The sequence below is a fragment of the Acaryochloris sp. IP29b_bin.148 genome (assembly GCF_028285565.1).
Lineage (GTDB): Bacteria > Cyanobacteriota > Cyanobacteriia > Thermosynechococcales > Thermosynechococcaceae > Acaryochloris.
This window is the reverse complement of the sequence record NZ_JANQOY010000135.1, coordinates 17,464-32,535: the sequence shown is the minus strand read 5'-3', so window position 1 is coordinate 32,535 and position 15,072 is coordinate 17,464. Positions and strand designations below refer to the sequence as shown.

The window sequence follows — 15,072 nt, the reverse complement described above, 5'->3', positions numbered from 1 at the left end:
AGGTGCCATATTGGTCAATCCGGGTGTCGAGAAACTGGTGCAAAAACGTTCTCGCACTGTTATGGTCAATCGGATATCTAAAGGCATAGCTGCTACCTGGATTGTCTGGGAAGTGTTGTTGGGTATAGGCAAGGGCTTCCTGGACATAGCGGTTGGGGGTGGGCCATTGAATGGAGGGGAGGTCAATGGTTTTAGGTAGACGCTTGCGATTATCCGTATCAAAGCTCCACTTCCCACCCACGGGATGTTCGCCCTCAAGCAGAATACCGAGTTGCTGACGCTGTTTGATATAAAAAGAATTCATCCGCAGGGATTTATGGGCCGGTAACAGAGACGCGTATTCTGAGGTTGGGGTTAAGAAGTTGGGCGTTGGATGCCAAATCAGATGGATGTCATATTTTTCGGCCGCTTGGCTAAGGCGCTGTTCTAGCCAATCATCGGTTACTTCACAGGTATGAGCAGCTTGGATACCTTGGCGGTGCAGGATAGCGAGGACTGTGGCGGACATATCCAGTTCTTGACTGTCTAAATATCGAACGGTATGGCCTTGATCTTGCAAGCGATGGGCATAGCTCTGCATCGATGCCCGATGCAGAATAATCTTGTGTTTGTGAAAGGGGTACTGACGAAAGAACAGCGGTTCTTCAATCAAAAAGACGATCCGAGTGGGCGTAATGGCAGGATGTGGATCGTAGAGCTGGTGAGGGTAGATTAGCGATGACTCCATGCGTAGCTAGGCAGGGTGACAACCGCTTCCCATCATACCCATTGCGGCTGTTGGATGGCCCCCCCGCTTGGCAACGGACTGGGGCCAGTCCGAGGGGATCGCTTTAATTGGGGGGATTGATGTCTCGGCGATAAACAGTGCCGTTCTGTCCGGCAATCTGGCGCGGTAGTTGTTGATGATCGATCACCTGTAACGTTTTCATATCGTAGGTGGTGTAGGTGGTGGATAAGGCCGCTGAGTCAATATCCACCACCGTTAAGGTTTTCTGGGGAGTGCGATCGCTCCCCACTAACTGACGGGGACCGCCACCTAGCGCCCCGCTATGGAGCAGCTGCAGCTGGCCTCGACGACCGGGATAGTAGGCATGCTGATGCCCACTAATATAGGTATGAACTCGGTAGCGTTCCATCAGCGATCGCAACTGCTCCGCATTGTGTAAATACTCGCCGGTCTTATTGCGACCAACCGCAATTCCGTACAGCGGCAGATGGCCAATCATAATTCGCAGTTTAGCCTCTTGAGCCGCTGGGCTGGCGAGGCTGTTCTCCACCCAAGCCAGTTGCTCTGGCGTGATCTTAGCGGTAGAGGCATCCCAAACTAGGTAGAAAATATCGTCCTGAGCAAAGGTGTAATAAAAAGGGAACTGAGCCCGATCCACAAAGGGGAGATTGGATGGGCGCTGACGCCAGTAAGCCGATGCCATTTGCCGATCCTGGCCAAAAATGTAGCGACCTGCCGGAGATAAGGCCCCTGAGCCATCGTGATTGCCAATCGTGAACCCTAAGGGGAGTTGGGCCTGGCGAAGAGGGGCGGCCACACTGCGATCAAAGGCCGCCCACATGGCTTGTACCTGTGCCCGATTGAGAGAGCGGGACTGTCCCGCCACCATATCTCCCCCACCTAACACAAGATCTGGTTGCCACCCTGGAATTAATGCGATCGCTTTAGTGACTTCCGGCGCATAACTCGTAGACCCATATTGGCTATTGAGGTCACTGATCACCACTAAGCGCACGTCTCCTCTTGGGGGTGCAAATAGCCCTGAGGGTGCGATCGCCTCACCTTGCGAGGGCTGGGAACTGGGCAGCGGCGATGGGGGCAGCGGCGATGGGGCAGGAGCAGGCTGTGACCCTGAAAGATTCGGGTTGGAGGATTGTAACTGCCACTGATAAAGGCTCAGCGATGCACCAACCCCACCCACCAAGAGGCTGATAACCATACAGAGTTGAGCCGTCTTCACTTTCATCGCCTGCGGGGGGGTAACCTGTTTCCTGTCTTCAAGGGACTGTGTATGTGTTAGATGCTTCATGCTGATGTAGGACCACTTGGACCATGGGGCTGACGGGGGCGGCTTTCGCCGATATCTTAAACGGGCGATGACCTCTCATCGCGCGTTATTCAGATTAAACCAGCGGTTTGTAAAATCAAAAAATAGATCAGTAAGGATAGATCAGACTCCCCCCTGATCGTTATACAATCACCCCTGACTAAAGCGGAGTAGACTGGGTTCCTGGCGTAAGTTAGAGTCATGGCTATGGGTTTACTGCGGTCAGCCTCAAGGCCAGCCAATTTTGGCTCAGAGTCAACGGCACTGACTGTATTGACTATTCTGTGAACGAGTAATTTATGCCTAAGCATCGTCAAGGAAAAGGGTGGACACAGCTCTATCTTCGGAAGCTTCGCAACAGAACGGTCCAAGGCTGGATCGGACAAAGCTTGATTTTACTGGTTGTAGGACTGGCTATTGCTTACTTTGGAACCAATCTGGTCCAGAACTTACAGCGCCTACAGATTCCCTTCGGCTTTGATTTTTTGTTCACCAAGTCGGGTCCCAGTATTGGCGAAACGCTGATTGAGTACTCCGACACCGATTCGATTGCCTGGGCCTTTGGGGTGGCCCTCCTCAATACCCTGCGGGTTGTTCTGTTGGGAATCCTTTGGGCAACCCTGGTGGGGGTTCTCGTCGGGATGGCTCGGCTGTCCGATAACTGGCTCGTCAAGAAACTGGCCACCGTTTATGTCGAGACACTCCGGAACTTTCCCCTGCTGCTGCAGCTGTTGTTTTGGTATCTGGCCGTTTTTCTGAAGTTCCCTAGCTTTGAAAACCGAATTCAACTACCGGGGCCGATCTATCTGAGTAAAAACGGCGTCGCCTTTCCCTGGCTACAGCCAAACTCAGCAACGATGATCTGGTTAATCACCTTGGGTTTGGGGGGCGCTGTCTCACTCTGGCTTTGGCGATTTTTAATTCGTCAACAAATTGAGCAGGGAACGGCGAATAAACCTTGGCTATGGCCGTTACTCTTGCTCACTGGACTCTGTGGACTGGCAGCACTGACCACCCAGCAACCGCCCTTTTGGATCACTCGCCCCCAGGTGATCGAGAATTTAGTGGTGGAAGGCGGCATACAGTTCACGTCTGAGTTTTCCGCCTTGCTGTTGGGGCTAACCTTGTATACTGCCGCCTTTATTGCCGAGATTGTGCGAGCGGGGATTATGGCTGTGGCCAAAGGCCAGTGGGATGCGGCCCAGGCGTTGGGGCTCAAGCCCGCTTTTGTGATGCGATTTGTGGTGTTTCCCCAAGCCCTCCGCGTGATTGTCCCTCCTTTGACCAGCCAGTATCTGAACCTGGCCAAAAATTCCAGTTTAGCGGTGGCGATCGGGTATCCCGATATTTATTACGTCGCGTCCGCCTCGCTAGAGAGTACGGGGCGCTCGGTGGAAATTGTGGTGGTGCTGATGGCCGTTTACTTAACGATGAGTTTAATCATTGCCACGCTGATGAATCTTTATAATCGCAGCATTCAGTTGGTGGAGCGGTAGGCCCATGAGTTTGACACAGCCGAATCGCCCTTCTCCCCCGTCCTGGAAATCCGCGCTAACCTGGCTGCGCCGCAATCTCTTTAGCACTTGGTATAACAGTGTGCTGACCTTGGTCAGTCTCTGGGTCGTCTATCAGGGGGGACGAGGGCTATTAGTTTGGATGTTTAGTCAGGCCCAGTGGACCGTCGTGCAAGTCAATATCCGCCTGTTTCTGGTGGGGCGATTTCCCGTCGATCAGCTGTGGCGAGTGTGGCTGGTGGTGCTGATGATGGCAGCAGTCACTAGCCTGACTGCAGGAATTCTACAATCTAGCCGCAGGGGACTGATGGGCGTGGGCTTGGTCACGGCGGGTGCGGTGGGCCTAGTACCGCTGTTCAAAGGGCAATCCTCAGACATAATCTGGGTGTTAGCCATCGGGAGTATGGCCCTTGTTAACTTAGGTTTAGGACCGATGTTGAAGGCTCGCCTCCCCTCTCAGCGGCTGTCTCGGGGGATGGTAACCCTCTGGGTGTTGGCCCTCTTGAGTCTGCTGTGGTTGCTCTTAGGAGGGTGGGGATTTAGCCCGATTAGCACTCAGCAATGGCAGGGACTCTTGCTGACGGTGCTGACGGCAGTGATCAGTATGGGGCTGTCGTTTCCGCTGGGCGTGCTGCTAGCCTTGGGGCGTCGTAGCCCCTTACCCGTGATTCGTACGCTTTGTATTGTGTACATTGAGGTGATTCGAGGGTTACCGTTGATTGGCATCCTCTTTGTGGCGGGCATTATGCTGCCCTTGATCCTACCCAGTCATATTCAATTAGATGATCTGGTCCGGGCCATTTGTGGGCTAACGCTGTTTAGTGCGGCCTATCTGGCGGAAAATGTGCGAGGGGGATTACAGGCCGTTCCCCAAGGCCAAATTGAAGCGGCGAAAGCCTTAGGGCTTCCTCCCCTTTTGGTGGTGTGGCTCGTTATTTTGCCGCAAGCTCTGCGCTCGGTGATTCCCACGATTGTGGGGCAATGTATTGGTTTATTTAAGGACACCTCCCTTCTGTACATTATTAGCTTGGTAGAGTTAACGCGGATCTCGCGAACCGTGATCAACCAACCCCGGTTTATTGGTCGGTATGCTGAGGTGTATTTGTTTATTGGACTGATCTACTGGCTCGTCTGCTATCTGATCTCTGTCGGCGGCCGCCATCTAGAGCGCCAGTTAGGGGTGGAATAGCACAAAGGTCGCTTCCGCTTGTCAAAGCAGCTTTGTTCGTTTGAGATGAAAAACAATGACTGAAACCAACCCCATCATTGTGGCGACAGAGGTTCACAAATGGTACGACACCTTTCACGTTTTACAAGGGGTGAACTTAACCGTCGAACGTCAGGAAGTGGTGGTGCTGATGGGGCCATCGGGGTCGGGTAAGTCGACGTTTATTCGGACGCTCAATGCCTTAGAAGACTTTCAGCAAGGTCAAATTACGATTGATGGCATGGAACTGTCTGCTGATCTCGGCAATATTGAAGCCATTCGCCAAGAAGTGGGGATGGTGTTTCAGCAATTTAATTTATTTCCCCATTTAACGGTATTGCAGAATATTACGCTGGCACCGATTTGGGTTCGGCGGTGGCCCCGCTCCAAGGCCGAAGAAGTGGCCATGCAATTGCTAGAACGGGTGGATATTTTAGAACAAGCCCATAAGTATCCAGGGCAATTGTCGGGAGGACAACAACAACGGGTTGCGATCGCACGTGCCCTAGCCATGCAACCTAAAATTATGCTATTCGATGAACCCACCTCGGCCCTTGATCCAGAGATGGTAAAAGAGGTGTTAGTGGTGATGCGATCGCTGGCCGAATCAGGAATGACGATGGTGGTGGTCACCCATGAGGTGGGGTTTGCCAGAGAAGTGGCGCATCGAATCTTACTGATGGATCAAGGCACCGTGGTGGAAGAAGCCCCACCCGAACAGTTTTTCCAGCATCCTCAGGAAGATCGCACGAAGCTGTTCCTGTCTCAAATCCTATAATCTCAGTCGATGGTCTTGAGTCGTTTTCTGGGGGCTATCAATGCCATTAGGGGACAATTTCATTTAGGGGCTTGTTTTTGATGCGGAAGCTTTATAGGTTCCGGTGTCATATCTTCGTATTGATCATGCCGCCTTTACCGACTGCATCCTAGCCTTCAAACAGACTCACAATACGTGTACCCGTAGTTTAACCCAGCACTGCCTCTTCACGAGTTCGAGCTGGAGACGTTCCAATTTTTTCCCATAGATTTTCTTGGGGAGTTTAGAACAGGAGAATATTGCTTTTTTAGGAGAAAATAAAATCCCTGTTTTTGCACGCCTTTACTGCTAAATGCTTAACGATTCCATGTATCCTGCTTTACAATAAAAAATAAATTGTTTCTATATGCTATCACTATGAACAATTTAGTTTCCACTATTAAAAAACAGCTTAAAAGCCCTGGACGTATTCTCCATCAAATCAATAAACAAGAAGGTGACTACTACTGTCCAATTTGTGAAAATTCTTTACGGCGATTCTATCCATTTGGGAATCCTCCACGACCGTTCGCGCAATGTCCATACTGTGATTCGCTAGAACGCCATCGTCTTGACTGGATTTTTTTAAAGCAGCAAACAAATCTATTTGAAAATGCTGAAAAATCACTTCTTCATGTTGCACCAGAAGCATCTTTAGCTCAAAAGTTCAAAAGTATTCCTAATCTTAACTATTTAAGTGTTGATCTTGACAGTCCTCATGCAATGGAGAGGATGGATATTACCGATATCCATTATCCAGACGAATCCTTCTCTTCGATATATTGTAGTCATGTACTGGAGCATATTCCAGATGATCGGAAAGCCATTAGTGAGTTGTACCGAGTGCTAAAGACTGGTGGATGGGCAATGCTTCAAGTACCTATCAGTGCACAAAAAACTTACGAAGACTTTAGTATCACATCACCCAAAGAGCGGAAGAAGCATTTTGGTTATTGGAACCATGTCCGTAAATGTGGACCCGATTATATTAATAGAATGAAGGATGTCGGGTTCCAAACCAAAACTATTCGTGCCAATGATTTTCTTGCTCCATCTGAATTGAATAAGCTTGGCATTCAGGGAAAACGGTTGATTTTCTATTGTTGCAAGTAGTTTGGTAAGTGAAGACTTTTGTACATCATTCTATTTTTATATCTCACTATCATAAGGGCATACTCACAAGGAGTACATCGCCTTTCTGAGAGAGTATTCAGACTGTTCTCAGGCCCATTGATTGGGTAGTGATGAAGGTTAAAAAAACAGGGATTTTATTTGGCTGGTGGTGGTACTGAACAAGCGTTTGAATCGCATTGGATGCAGATTTTGCACAGAAATCAGTTAGTCAAACAAACGCTTCTTGATGAGCAGTTCCATGAAGGGGGTGGAGCAACGATGTATTTAGTTTCTGGACGCAAGCCAAATTGATTGCAGTACATCTCAAATAGTCGAGGGCTACAAGGTTGTCGTTCTCTGGTGGCTATTAATACCGTTGGGGGACAAAAAATTGTTCATTCAGGGGTGGGCGCACATACTTCGCAGGGGCCTGTTTCCGTGGTGGAAGTTTCATAGGTTCTGGTGTCATATCTTCGTAGGGAATTTTGCTTAAGATATGACTGATACAGTTGAGGCGGGCTCGCTTCTTATCGTCTGCTTCTACCGTAAACCAGGGGGCTTCCGGAATATTGGTGTGGGCAAACATATGGTCTTTGGCTTGGGAGTACTCAACCCAGCGATCGCGGGACTCTAGATCCATTGGGCTTAACTTCCAGCGGCGAGCGGGATCTGTTGTTCGGGACTGAAAACGCCGCTCTTGTTCCTCATCACTAACGGAGAACCAATACTTGAGCAAAATCATGCCTGATCGGACCAACATCCGTTCAAATTCGGGGCAGGTCTGCATAAATTCCTGATACTGCTCTGCCGTACAGAATCCCATTACATGTTCGACGCCAGCCCGGTTATACCAACTGCGGTCAAAACAAACCATTTCCCCAGCGGCAGGCAGGTGGGCAACATAGCGCTGAAAGTACCATTCGGTCTTCTCGCGATCGCTTGGGGTTCCCAAGGCCACAATTCGGCATCCCCGTGGATTAAGAGGCTCGACAATCCGTTTGATCGTACCGCCTTTACCCGCTGCATCCCGGCCTTCAAACAGAATCACAATGCGCGTGCCCGTATGTTTAACCCAGTACTGCATCTTCACGAGTTCGAGCTGGAGACGCGCCAGTTCTTTCTCATAGATTTTCTTGGGGAGTTTGGAGCTACCCTCTGCCTCTGAAATATAGTGAAATACTCTGCGTTCTGAAGAGTTTTGGCTCCCCTTTTTTTGCTTATTGGGCTTCTTCCTTTTCTTAGATTGAGCCTTCTGTTTTGTCTTAGCTTTCACGGGAGGGGTTTCAGTGATTTTAGGAGAAGCCTGTTGCTTGCCATTGCGTTTCATCACTCAAAGTCTCACTTCAGAGCGCAACATCGTACATCCATATTAGTCAAGGGAGGACAATATCGATTTTGCCAAGCTGCGGCGTTCAGACCTGCGCAGCCCCAAAAGTTCTCTGTGATAGGTAGCGTACGGTCCTTGAGAGAGCTGCAATACCGATCTTCTCCCTGTCATGAGAGAATAAACGGTAGGAATCCAAAGAAAATGGCCCCGCTGTTAATCATGGGGCCATTTAGGGATTTGTATTCAGTTCTAGGTTAGGAGTTGCCAGGACAACTACTGACCTAGGACCGGTGGTGAACACACAGTGGTATTACTGTATAGCGAGTCAAAACTGAGGTCCTACCGCGAAATTACTGAGATTAATCGGGTGAATTTACCCTTAAGAACAAAGAAAGGCCAGTTTTTAGAAATGAGGCTAGAGCGGTGTCAGAAAGTTCCGTATTTATACGGATGCTTTTTTATCCGGATGTTTTTTCCCAAAAAAACACCGACAAGCTGAACCAACCTGTCGGACGTATGTGTGTTCCCCAATGACGACTCAGATAGCACTAAGTCTTCTCTAATATGGCTGCAATGACTGGGAGATAGTGTGATAAGTATCACCTAAATTGGTGATCTTGATCACAGATCAGGCCAGGTTATCAGGAGTGGGATTCAGCGGATTCACGCAGCAGCATAATCCGGATTGGATCGAGGGTAATAGACCACGGGAAGGGATGCTCTTTAAGTTGACGCCATTTATCTTTGAAAACCTCGGCCTGAAGTTGATAATCGTCGGCATGGGTGGGTGGTTCCTGGAGCTTCAGGTAGAGGGTCATGCGGTGAGGTGTTTCCCGCGTCATCACTAACCACCCGGGGAAGGTATTGATCGGTCGTTCCCCTGGAGGCTCTAGGTCGAAGAACCGGATTTGATGGGCTCGAATGCCCACTTGGGTGGGGTGAGATCCAAGGGGTTCCACAATGTGGAGGCGACAGTTCCAGTCAAGGGCGAGGACTTGTCCGGGGCCTTGCCGCTGGATCCGCGAAAAGTTCTTACAGCCGGTGAGTTGGGCAATACTAACCGTTTCAGGTTGTGCCAAGATTTGGTGTTTGGACCGTAGGGTTGACCGCTGTCCTCGCTCAACCACCATCAGTGGATCACAGAGGCGATAGGCTTCTTCTAAATTATGAGTGACCCATAGGGTCATCCCCTCATAGGTGGAGAGGCGGGTAACCATAAATTTTTCAATTTGGTTGCGCAGGTGAGTGTCCAAGGCCGAAAAGGGCTCATCTAAGAGGAGCAGTTGGGGCTGGCTGGCCAGTGCCCGAGCCAGCGCCACCCGTTGCTGTTGTCCCCCCGATAGCTCGTGAGGATAGTGATGTGCCCAATCCGAGAGGTGCAGGGCAGCTAAATGGGAAGAGGCGGTGGAGGCTACAAGCGATTGCCCAGAGGAGAGCGCAAAGGCGATATTCTCTTCTGCACTGAGGTGAGGAAATAAGGCATAGTCCTGAAATAGGAAGCCAATGTTGCGATCGCAGCTCGGTACATTAATCCCCTGGTCTGAATCAAACAGGACGCGGCCATTGAGGACAATCCTGCCCGCATCTGGGGTTTCAATCCCAGCAATGCAGCGGAGAATCATACTTTTCCCAGCCCCAGAAGCTCCCAATATCCCCAGCGTTGTGTCGTGGGTGTGAAAGGCGATCTTAAGCTGAAAGCCCGCCACCTGTTTTTGGAGATCCACCGACAGTCCTCGCTCTGCTCCTGGAGGATGAGATAAGCGCTGTTGCCTCGATTTACGACCTGGCTGGCGGCGAGATCGTTTGGGTCTAGAACTACAGACACAACCACGCGCCAGCCAAAGATTAATCCCCATCAGGCTCCCTAAGGTGAGGACTAAGGTCACCCCACACCAAAAGAGCGCATCCGTAAACGCGCCCCCTTCAACCGCAAAATAAATGGCCATCGGCAGCGTTTGAGTCTGTCCGGGGATATTCCCAGCCAACATTAGGGTGGCGCCAAATTCTCCTAAGGCCCGGGCAAAGGCAAGGCTGGTGCCTGCAACCAGTCCCGGACCCGCTAAGGGCAAGACAATTCGCCGAAAGAGAGTCCATTCCGAGGCCCCCAAGGTGCGGGCCGCTGCTTGAATATCCGGATCGAGTTGCTGAAAGGCACCGAGCGCCGTTTTGTATAGGAGAGGGAAGGACACCACCGTTGCCGTAATCACGGCAGCATACCAGGTAAACACTGGATTCAGTCCCAGAGGGGTCAGCAGTTGACCGAGGGGACCATTGGCTCCTAAGAGAAACAGCAGCAGAAACCCCAGCACCGTCGGCGGCAAGACCAAGGGCGCGAGCAGCAGGCCCTCGATCAAAGCCTTGCCTTTGCCTTGATAGCGATGCATGGTGTAGGCCGTTGCTACCCCTAACACAAAGGTGATACTGGTTGAGATCGCCGCAATCTTCAAAGATGTCCATAGCGGTGTCAGATCCACAGGCTTGCCCTCACTCCTTGATCACCCTGCCAAATCCAAACTGGGTGAAGGTCTGCTGCGCTGTGGGTGTGGATAGAAAATTGATTAAGGATTGAGCCGCTTGAGGTTGAGCGCTCGTGGTGACAATGGCAATGGGATAAACGATGGGGGAATGGCTCAGGACAGAAGCCGTTGCCACTTGCTTCACCTGAGAGGACTGTTGCGCATCCGTTTGATAGACGATTCCTGCATCCACATTCGCACTGGCGACAGCGGCAAGTACCCCACGAACATTGCTTGCGAAAATAAGCTTCGGTTGGACCTTGGCCAGTAGATGAGAGCGGGATAAGACTTCTTGTGCATATTGCCCGGCTGGCACCGTCGAAAATTCCCCCACCATAATTTTGCGAATATGGGCAGACGGTAGTTGCTCAAAGGAGTCCAAAAACCGCCGCGAGTGTTGAGGCACAATCAGCACCAGACGATTGGTGATCAGATCTCTGCGAGAGTGGGGGACAACCCAACCGTCCTGAGTCAACCGTTCCATCGGTTGGGTGGCGGCAGAGAAGAAGAGGTCAACGGGGGCACCCCGCTCGATTTGTCGTTGCAAAACGCCGGATGCCGCAAAGTTAAAGCTGAGATCGATCTGGGGATAGCGGGCTTCAAATTGGGGTTCGAGGCGTTCTAAGACATCTTGGAGACTGGAGGCAGCCGAGATCGTCAGACGACGAGGTTGCGAAGAGGTTTGACATCCTCCTAAAATCAAGACCAAATTCAAGCAAGCAATCAGCTTCAAAATAGAGAGACTTGCCATATCACTGCGATTGGGGGATGTGCCTACTCTAAACTGCTCCTTGGGAGATGTGTGTAAATTCAAGGAGAACATTCCTATTTTTCTCTAATCGAAATCGTTATAAATACCGAGGAATAAGGGTTTTAGATGGGGCACATTGTATACAACCCCGTTCTACTCAGGTACGCACACATGCATAATCCCTCTTTGACCGAAGAAAATCGTTTCCAAGTCAGCACCATTGTTGCCCCCCGCAAAAATACATCCCTGTATGACTGGTTAGAGGACAATGGCCGCTTTTTGCAGCACGATGACTCTGATTTCGATTGGTCTGATAATGATGAAGAACTTTTAGCCGAGTACTCAGGCAATAGCGATGACAGCTACACGCCAGTGGCTGCTTAGGTTTCACTTCACCTCCCGCAGTTTATGGCTCGGGTGAGTGCTGGTGAGCTGTTGTCACCAGCTTGAGCAATGCCTGATTCATGACAGTGTCAGCGTCAATAAGGGTGAGGACTTCAGCATGGGTACACCATCGCCACTCGTCATACTCCTTACGCTCTAAGACGATCTGTGCTTGTTCGCTGGCACTGAGCACCACCTGGTAGTGGATGTTCAAGCTATGTAATCCCCGATCCCGAGGGGACTGTTGCCGATGGGCAAAGCAGGTGGAATAGATCCCCCGATATTGAAATCGATCGGCTGCGATCGCAAGTCCTGCTTCTTGCTCGGCTTTTCGCTGTGCGGCTTGCAAGGGAGACTCTCCCGCAATCATCCGTCCGCCAATCACCCACCAGGATTTTTGGGGATAGGTGCAGCGTTTCGCGAGCAACACCTGCTGCTGATAGGTAAAGACCAGGTCCACACAGGTAATGACCAAATGATCCAGCGCTTGGCTGAAAACCTCTAAGGGTAATCGGTCGTCACGATCCACCTGATAGGTGCGTTCCGGTTCACAATAATGGGGTACTTCAGAACCCAGATCGGACGGATTAGCGCGTTCTAAGGACATTGACGGTTCCTACATTAATGGATGGGCGTTGATTTTAAGGCTGCGATCGCAAGACATCCCCATCCCACGAGAAAGGCGACGCCACCCAGGGGTGTAATCGGTCCGAACCCTTTAATATCAGAGAGGCTTAAGCCATATAGACTGCCCGAAAATAAAACAATACCGACGATAAAGGCAACCCCTGCAGCCGTTAGCAAGCTACTCCCCTCTGTCCGGCTCCATAGCAGTGCCACCATCATAAGGGCCAGGGCATGATACATCTGATAGCGGGTGCCCGTCTCAAAGGTTTGTTGAGAACGCTCACTCAGCTGGGCTTTGAGCGCATGGGAGGCAAAGGCACCTGCTGCCACAGACAGCCCTCCAAATAGTGCACCTAAGAACATAAATAATCGAGCCATCGGTTTATCCTGAATGGGTTAGCGTGTCACTCTTCTTGATTCAACTTACCGCAAGCACTGGGCCGATTTGAATGAATGCAAGCTGATGGGCAGAAATAGGAGCATGCCCCCCTCATGCCTGCAGTTCTGAACAGAGGAGGGCACAGAACGAATCGCGGTTGCTGCAGTCTGGTGTGGATAGGTGTGGGCACTGGCCCTATCCTCAATTCAGCCGCTGATCATCACCATGGCTAGGTGCTAGATTGAAGGAATACATCACAAAGTCCTCGGCTTTTCCTGCAACCGCTTCATACAGTCGCCGAGCGGGAGTATTATCATACTCCGTCCCTACCCATGCTTCCTGGCAGCCTAGATCTCGCCCTACATCAAACAATGTCTGCAATAACCGCTGCCCAATCCCTCTTCGTTGGTGGCTGGGGGCCACGCCCACTTCGTTGATCCACAGTTGAATAGGCTTATCGGGATGCAGATATGTGACAGCTGAGGCCATGCCGACCACCATCTGTCCATCTAGAGCAACCACAAGATGATGTTGGGGATCGGCTAGAAACGCAGCACTCCATCTCGGGTTAATCGGGTAATCGAAGACATCCAGGGCCACACAGTCAAGGACGCTAGCCTCATCCGGTTGGAGAATACGAACGACAATAGCCACGACCGCTTGCCCCCTATTTTGGACTCAACCCAATGGTAGCGTGGGTCTTAAAAAACTTAGAAATGAGGTCATGGCCAGCTTCAAGGACTTCATGTTAGCCTGTGAAGGAGTCTCTATACCTTTGTTTTGTAACAGCACTGATGACTCCCAGCCCTTGCCATAACGGACTGATTATTATCCCCATTCCTTAGTTAGTGGTGGGTTTAGAGTCGCTATCGTTTGTACCAAGAAGTTAGAATCCCGCCTCAAGGCGGTTTTTTAATGGCCTGCTTTGGGGCAACTCAGGAGGTCAGCCATGAAAAAAGTCGCCGTCTTTGGTAATGCGGGTGGGGGGAAGTCCACCCTCAGCGCCCAACTGGCAGCAGCCACAGGTTTGCCACTGTACGTTCTGGACAAAATCCAATATAAAACGGGTGGAGAAGCAGTCCCACCATCCACCTACCAACACATCCATGCTCAGATCCTGCTGCAAGAGGCATGGGTGATCGATGGGTTTGGTTGCATGGAGACGCTATGGCCGCGACTAAAGGCTGCAGACACGTTGATCTATGTGGATTTGCCGTTATCTATCCATTTTGCTTGGGTGACCAAGCGGATGTTCACAGGGTTTGTTAACCCGCCCCCAGGTTGGCCCGATCAGAGCCCCATCCTCAAAAGTAGTCTGAATAGCTATCGGAACTTGTGGTTATGCCATCGATACTTGACGCCACGATATCGAAAGTTTGTCCACCAAGCGAGCAAAACCCAAAGGGTGTATCACCTCAGATCGGTGGTTGATATCTCACAATTTTTAGCTGCTCTGACAAGCACTTGAAAGCAGTGTTGTACAGATTGCTTTGTCCGTTTTGGGGGACAAACCATTAGTCTTGCGAGGTGGTGTAAGGCGTACCGTCTTTGTGGGTAAATTGCCAGTGTCCCTCAACCCATTGAGCCACTAGGTCATCATCTGGATAGTCCACCCGATCATCCGGTGTGCGATCGCCTATTTCTAGATAGACGGCATCAGCATCAGAGGCATTGCACAAATGGTGACCATCGGCTTCACCAGCCGGAAAACCAGCGGCCATCCCGGCGGTTAGAAAGTCCTGGCCAGCATTGGTTGCCAACACAAGTTCACCTTCCAGTACATAGATAAACTCATCTTGGCGGCTATGCCAATGGCGCAGCGCCGAGCAGCTACCAGGGGCTAACCGAACTAAGTTGACCCCAAAGTTTTCGAGCCCAGCTGCATCCCCCAATCTTTGTTTGCTTCGGCCTGCCACTTGTGGTTGAAAATCGGTGGGGTAATTGGAGTGAGTTTGGTGGGGAATGCGGGTGATGTCAAGTCGCATGGTAAGCCTCCCAGTCGGTTGTTATGATGATTCTGACAGGTCAAAGATTCTATCTGTTCGGGATGTAGTGACGAGGGTTGGAACGCATGAAATGGGTCAAGGCAGTGAGTGGTATTGCGCTAGCTGTAGGGATTGTTGTGGGTTACAAGTTTTATAACAAATCTCAAACCGCCAGCGATGTCAAAAGCAAGCTACTGGTGGCCTGTGCTGACGATAGTCAATGTGCGGCATCCGTGAAACAGTATTTTGATGAGTGTTTTAATGCTAACTATGATCTGGGCAGTCGTCGGCGCTCGGGAGACCTAGATGGCCCTAGCTTTGCCGATTGTCTTAATCAGAAAGCCGGAGAGTCTTTTACCCTGCGACCCGAGTAATGATGCCGCGACCTAGCAATGGGGCTGCGAGGCCTTAAGCCTTTA

At 50.8% G+C, this 15,072-nt stretch carries 16 protein-coding genes and 1 pseudogene; 7 read left to right on the top strand and 10 right to left on the bottom strand.

Features of this window, described 5'->3' with window-relative positions:
* Together Q0986_RS12640 and Q0986_RS12635 are read right to left on the bottom strand one after the other, a co-directional pair.
* Nucleotides 1-727 (bottom strand): cryptochrome/photolyase family protein (locus Q0986_RS12640; RefSeq protein WP_299410721.1); only part of this gene is annotated, 727 nt, incomplete at its 3' end.
* Nucleotides 728-830: 103 nt separating this feature from the next.
* The gene (locus Q0986_RS12635; RefSeq protein WP_366918580.1) at nucleotides 831-1,973 is read right to left on the bottom strand and encodes a metallophosphoesterase; all 1,143 of its coding nucleotides are present in this window, start codon (nucleotides 1,971-1,973) and stop codon (nucleotides 831-833) included.
* 380 nt (nucleotides 1,974-2,353) lie between these two features.
* Between Q0986_RS12635 and Q0986_RS12630 the strand changes: the two genes are divergently transcribed.
* Genes Q0986_RS12630 through Q0986_RS12620 form a run of 3 tightly spaced genes read left to right on the top strand, consistent with a single transcriptional unit; the run spans nucleotide 2,354 to nucleotide 5,553 of the window.
* The gene (locus Q0986_RS12630; RefSeq protein ID WP_299410716.1) at nucleotides 2,354-3,550 is read left to right on the top strand and encodes an ABC transporter permease subunit; all 1,197 of its coding nucleotides are present in this window, start codon (nucleotides 2,354-2,356) and stop codon (nucleotides 3,548-3,550) included.
* A 4-nt stretch (nucleotides 3,551-3,554) separates the two neighbouring features.
* A complete protein-coding gene (locus Q0986_RS12625) occupies nucleotides 3,555-4,757 on the top strand; it encodes an amino acid ABC transporter permease (RefSeq protein ID WP_299410714.1) in 1,203 nt (400 codons plus the stop codon).
* 55 nt (nucleotides 4,758-4,812) lie between these two features.
* Nucleotides 4,813-5,553: an amino acid ABC transporter ATP-binding protein gene (locus tag Q0986_RS12620; protein WP_299410712.1), complete on the top strand. Its 741-nt coding sequence runs from the start codon at nucleotides 4,813-4,815 to the stop codon at nucleotides 5,551-5,553.
* A 151-nt stretch (nucleotides 5,554-5,704) separates the two neighbouring features.
* On the opposite strand, the pseudogene Q0986_RS22980 reads toward Q0986_RS12620, so the two are convergent.
* Nucleotides 5,705-5,832 (bottom strand): annotated as a pseudogene (locus Q0986_RS22980) (polyphosphate kinase 2); the annotation flags it as partial.
* A gap of 117 nt (nucleotides 5,833-5,949) precedes the next feature.
* Between Q0986_RS22980 and Q0986_RS12615 the strand changes: the two are divergent.
* Nucleotides 5,950-6,684 carry a class I SAM-dependent methyltransferase gene (locus Q0986_RS12615; RefSeq protein ID WP_299410709.1) on the top strand — a complete coding sequence of 245 codons (735 nt, stop codon included), beginning with the start codon at nucleotides 5,950-5,952 and terminating at the stop codon, nucleotides 6,682-6,684.
* A 367-nt stretch (nucleotides 6,685-7,051) separates the two neighbouring features.
* On the opposite strand, the gene ppk2 is transcribed toward Q0986_RS12615, so the two are convergent.
* The 3 genes from ppk2 to modA form a co-directional block, all read right to left on the bottom strand.
* Nucleotides 7,052-8,011: a polyphosphate kinase 2 gene (gene ppk2 / locus Q0986_RS12610; RefSeq protein ID WP_299410724.1), complete on the bottom strand. Its 960-nt coding sequence runs from the start codon at nucleotides 8,009-8,011 to the stop codon at nucleotides 7,052-7,054.
* Between the two features lie 641 nt (nucleotides 8,012-8,652).
* A complete protein-coding gene (gene modB / locus Q0986_RS12605) occupies nucleotides 8,653-10,485 on the bottom strand; it encodes a molybdate ABC transporter permease subunit (RefSeq protein WP_299410707.1) in 1,833 nt (610 codons plus the stop codon).
* Nucleotides 10,486-10,495: 10 nt separating this feature from the next.
* Nucleotides 10,496-11,341 (bottom strand): molybdate ABC transporter substrate-binding protein, encoded by an 846-nt coding sequence (gene modA, locus Q0986_RS12600; RefSeq protein ID WP_299410705.1) that lies wholly within the window; start codon nucleotides 11,339-11,341, stop codon nucleotides 10,496-10,498.
* Between the two features lie 108 nt (nucleotides 11,342-11,449).
* On the opposite strand from modA, the gene Q0986_RS12595 reads away from it, so the two are divergent.
* Nucleotides 11,450-11,662: a DUF3134 family protein gene (locus Q0986_RS12595; protein ID WP_299410703.1), complete on the top strand. Its 213-nt coding sequence runs from the start codon at nucleotides 11,450-11,452 to the stop codon at nucleotides 11,660-11,662.
* Nucleotides 11,663-11,684: 22 nt separating this feature from the next.
* On the opposite strand, the gene Q0986_RS12590 is transcribed toward Q0986_RS12595, so the two are convergent.
* From Q0986_RS12590 to Q0986_RS12580, 3 genes are all read right to left on the bottom strand, one after another.
* Complete coding sequence (locus Q0986_RS12590) at nucleotides 11,685-12,269, bottom strand: NUDIX domain-containing protein (protein WP_299410700.1); 585 nt, start codon at nucleotides 12,267-12,269, stop codon at nucleotides 11,685-11,687.
* Between the two features lie 14 nt (nucleotides 12,270-12,283).
* On the bottom strand, nucleotides 12,284-12,667 hold the full coding sequence (locus Q0986_RS12585) for a DUF423 domain-containing protein (protein WP_299410698.1): 384 nt from the start codon (nucleotides 12,665-12,667) through the stop codon (nucleotides 12,284-12,286).
* Nucleotides 12,668-12,869: 202 nt separating this feature from the next.
* Entirely contained in the window at nucleotides 12,870-13,322 is a 453-nt protein-coding gene (locus Q0986_RS12580; protein ID WP_299410695.1) for a GNAT family N-acetyltransferase, read from the bottom strand.
* Nucleotides 13,323-13,617: 295 nt separating this feature from the next.
* Between Q0986_RS12580 and Q0986_RS12575 the strand changes: the two genes are divergently transcribed.
* Nucleotides 13,618-14,136 carry an adenylate kinase gene (locus tag Q0986_RS12575; protein WP_299410693.1) on the top strand — a complete coding sequence of 173 codons (519 nt, stop codon included), beginning with the start codon at nucleotides 13,618-13,620 and terminating at the stop codon, nucleotides 14,134-14,136.
* Nucleotides 14,137-14,182: 46 nt separating this feature from the next.
* On the opposite strand, the gene Q0986_RS12570 is transcribed toward Q0986_RS12575, so the two are convergent.
* Nucleotides 14,183-14,653 carry a cupin domain-containing protein gene (locus tag Q0986_RS12570; RefSeq protein ID WP_299410691.1) on the bottom strand — a complete coding sequence of 157 codons (471 nt, stop codon included), beginning with the start codon at nucleotides 14,651-14,653 and terminating at the stop codon, nucleotides 14,183-14,185.
* Between the two features lie 86 nt (nucleotides 14,654-14,739).
* On the opposite strand from Q0986_RS12570, the gene Q0986_RS12565 reads away from it, so the two are divergent.
* A complete protein-coding gene (locus Q0986_RS12565; RefSeq protein WP_299410688.1) occupies nucleotides 14,740-15,027 on the top strand; it encodes a hypothetical protein in 288 nt (95 codons plus the stop codon).
* The last annotated feature ends 45 nt before the right edge of the window (nucleotides 15,028-15,072 follow it).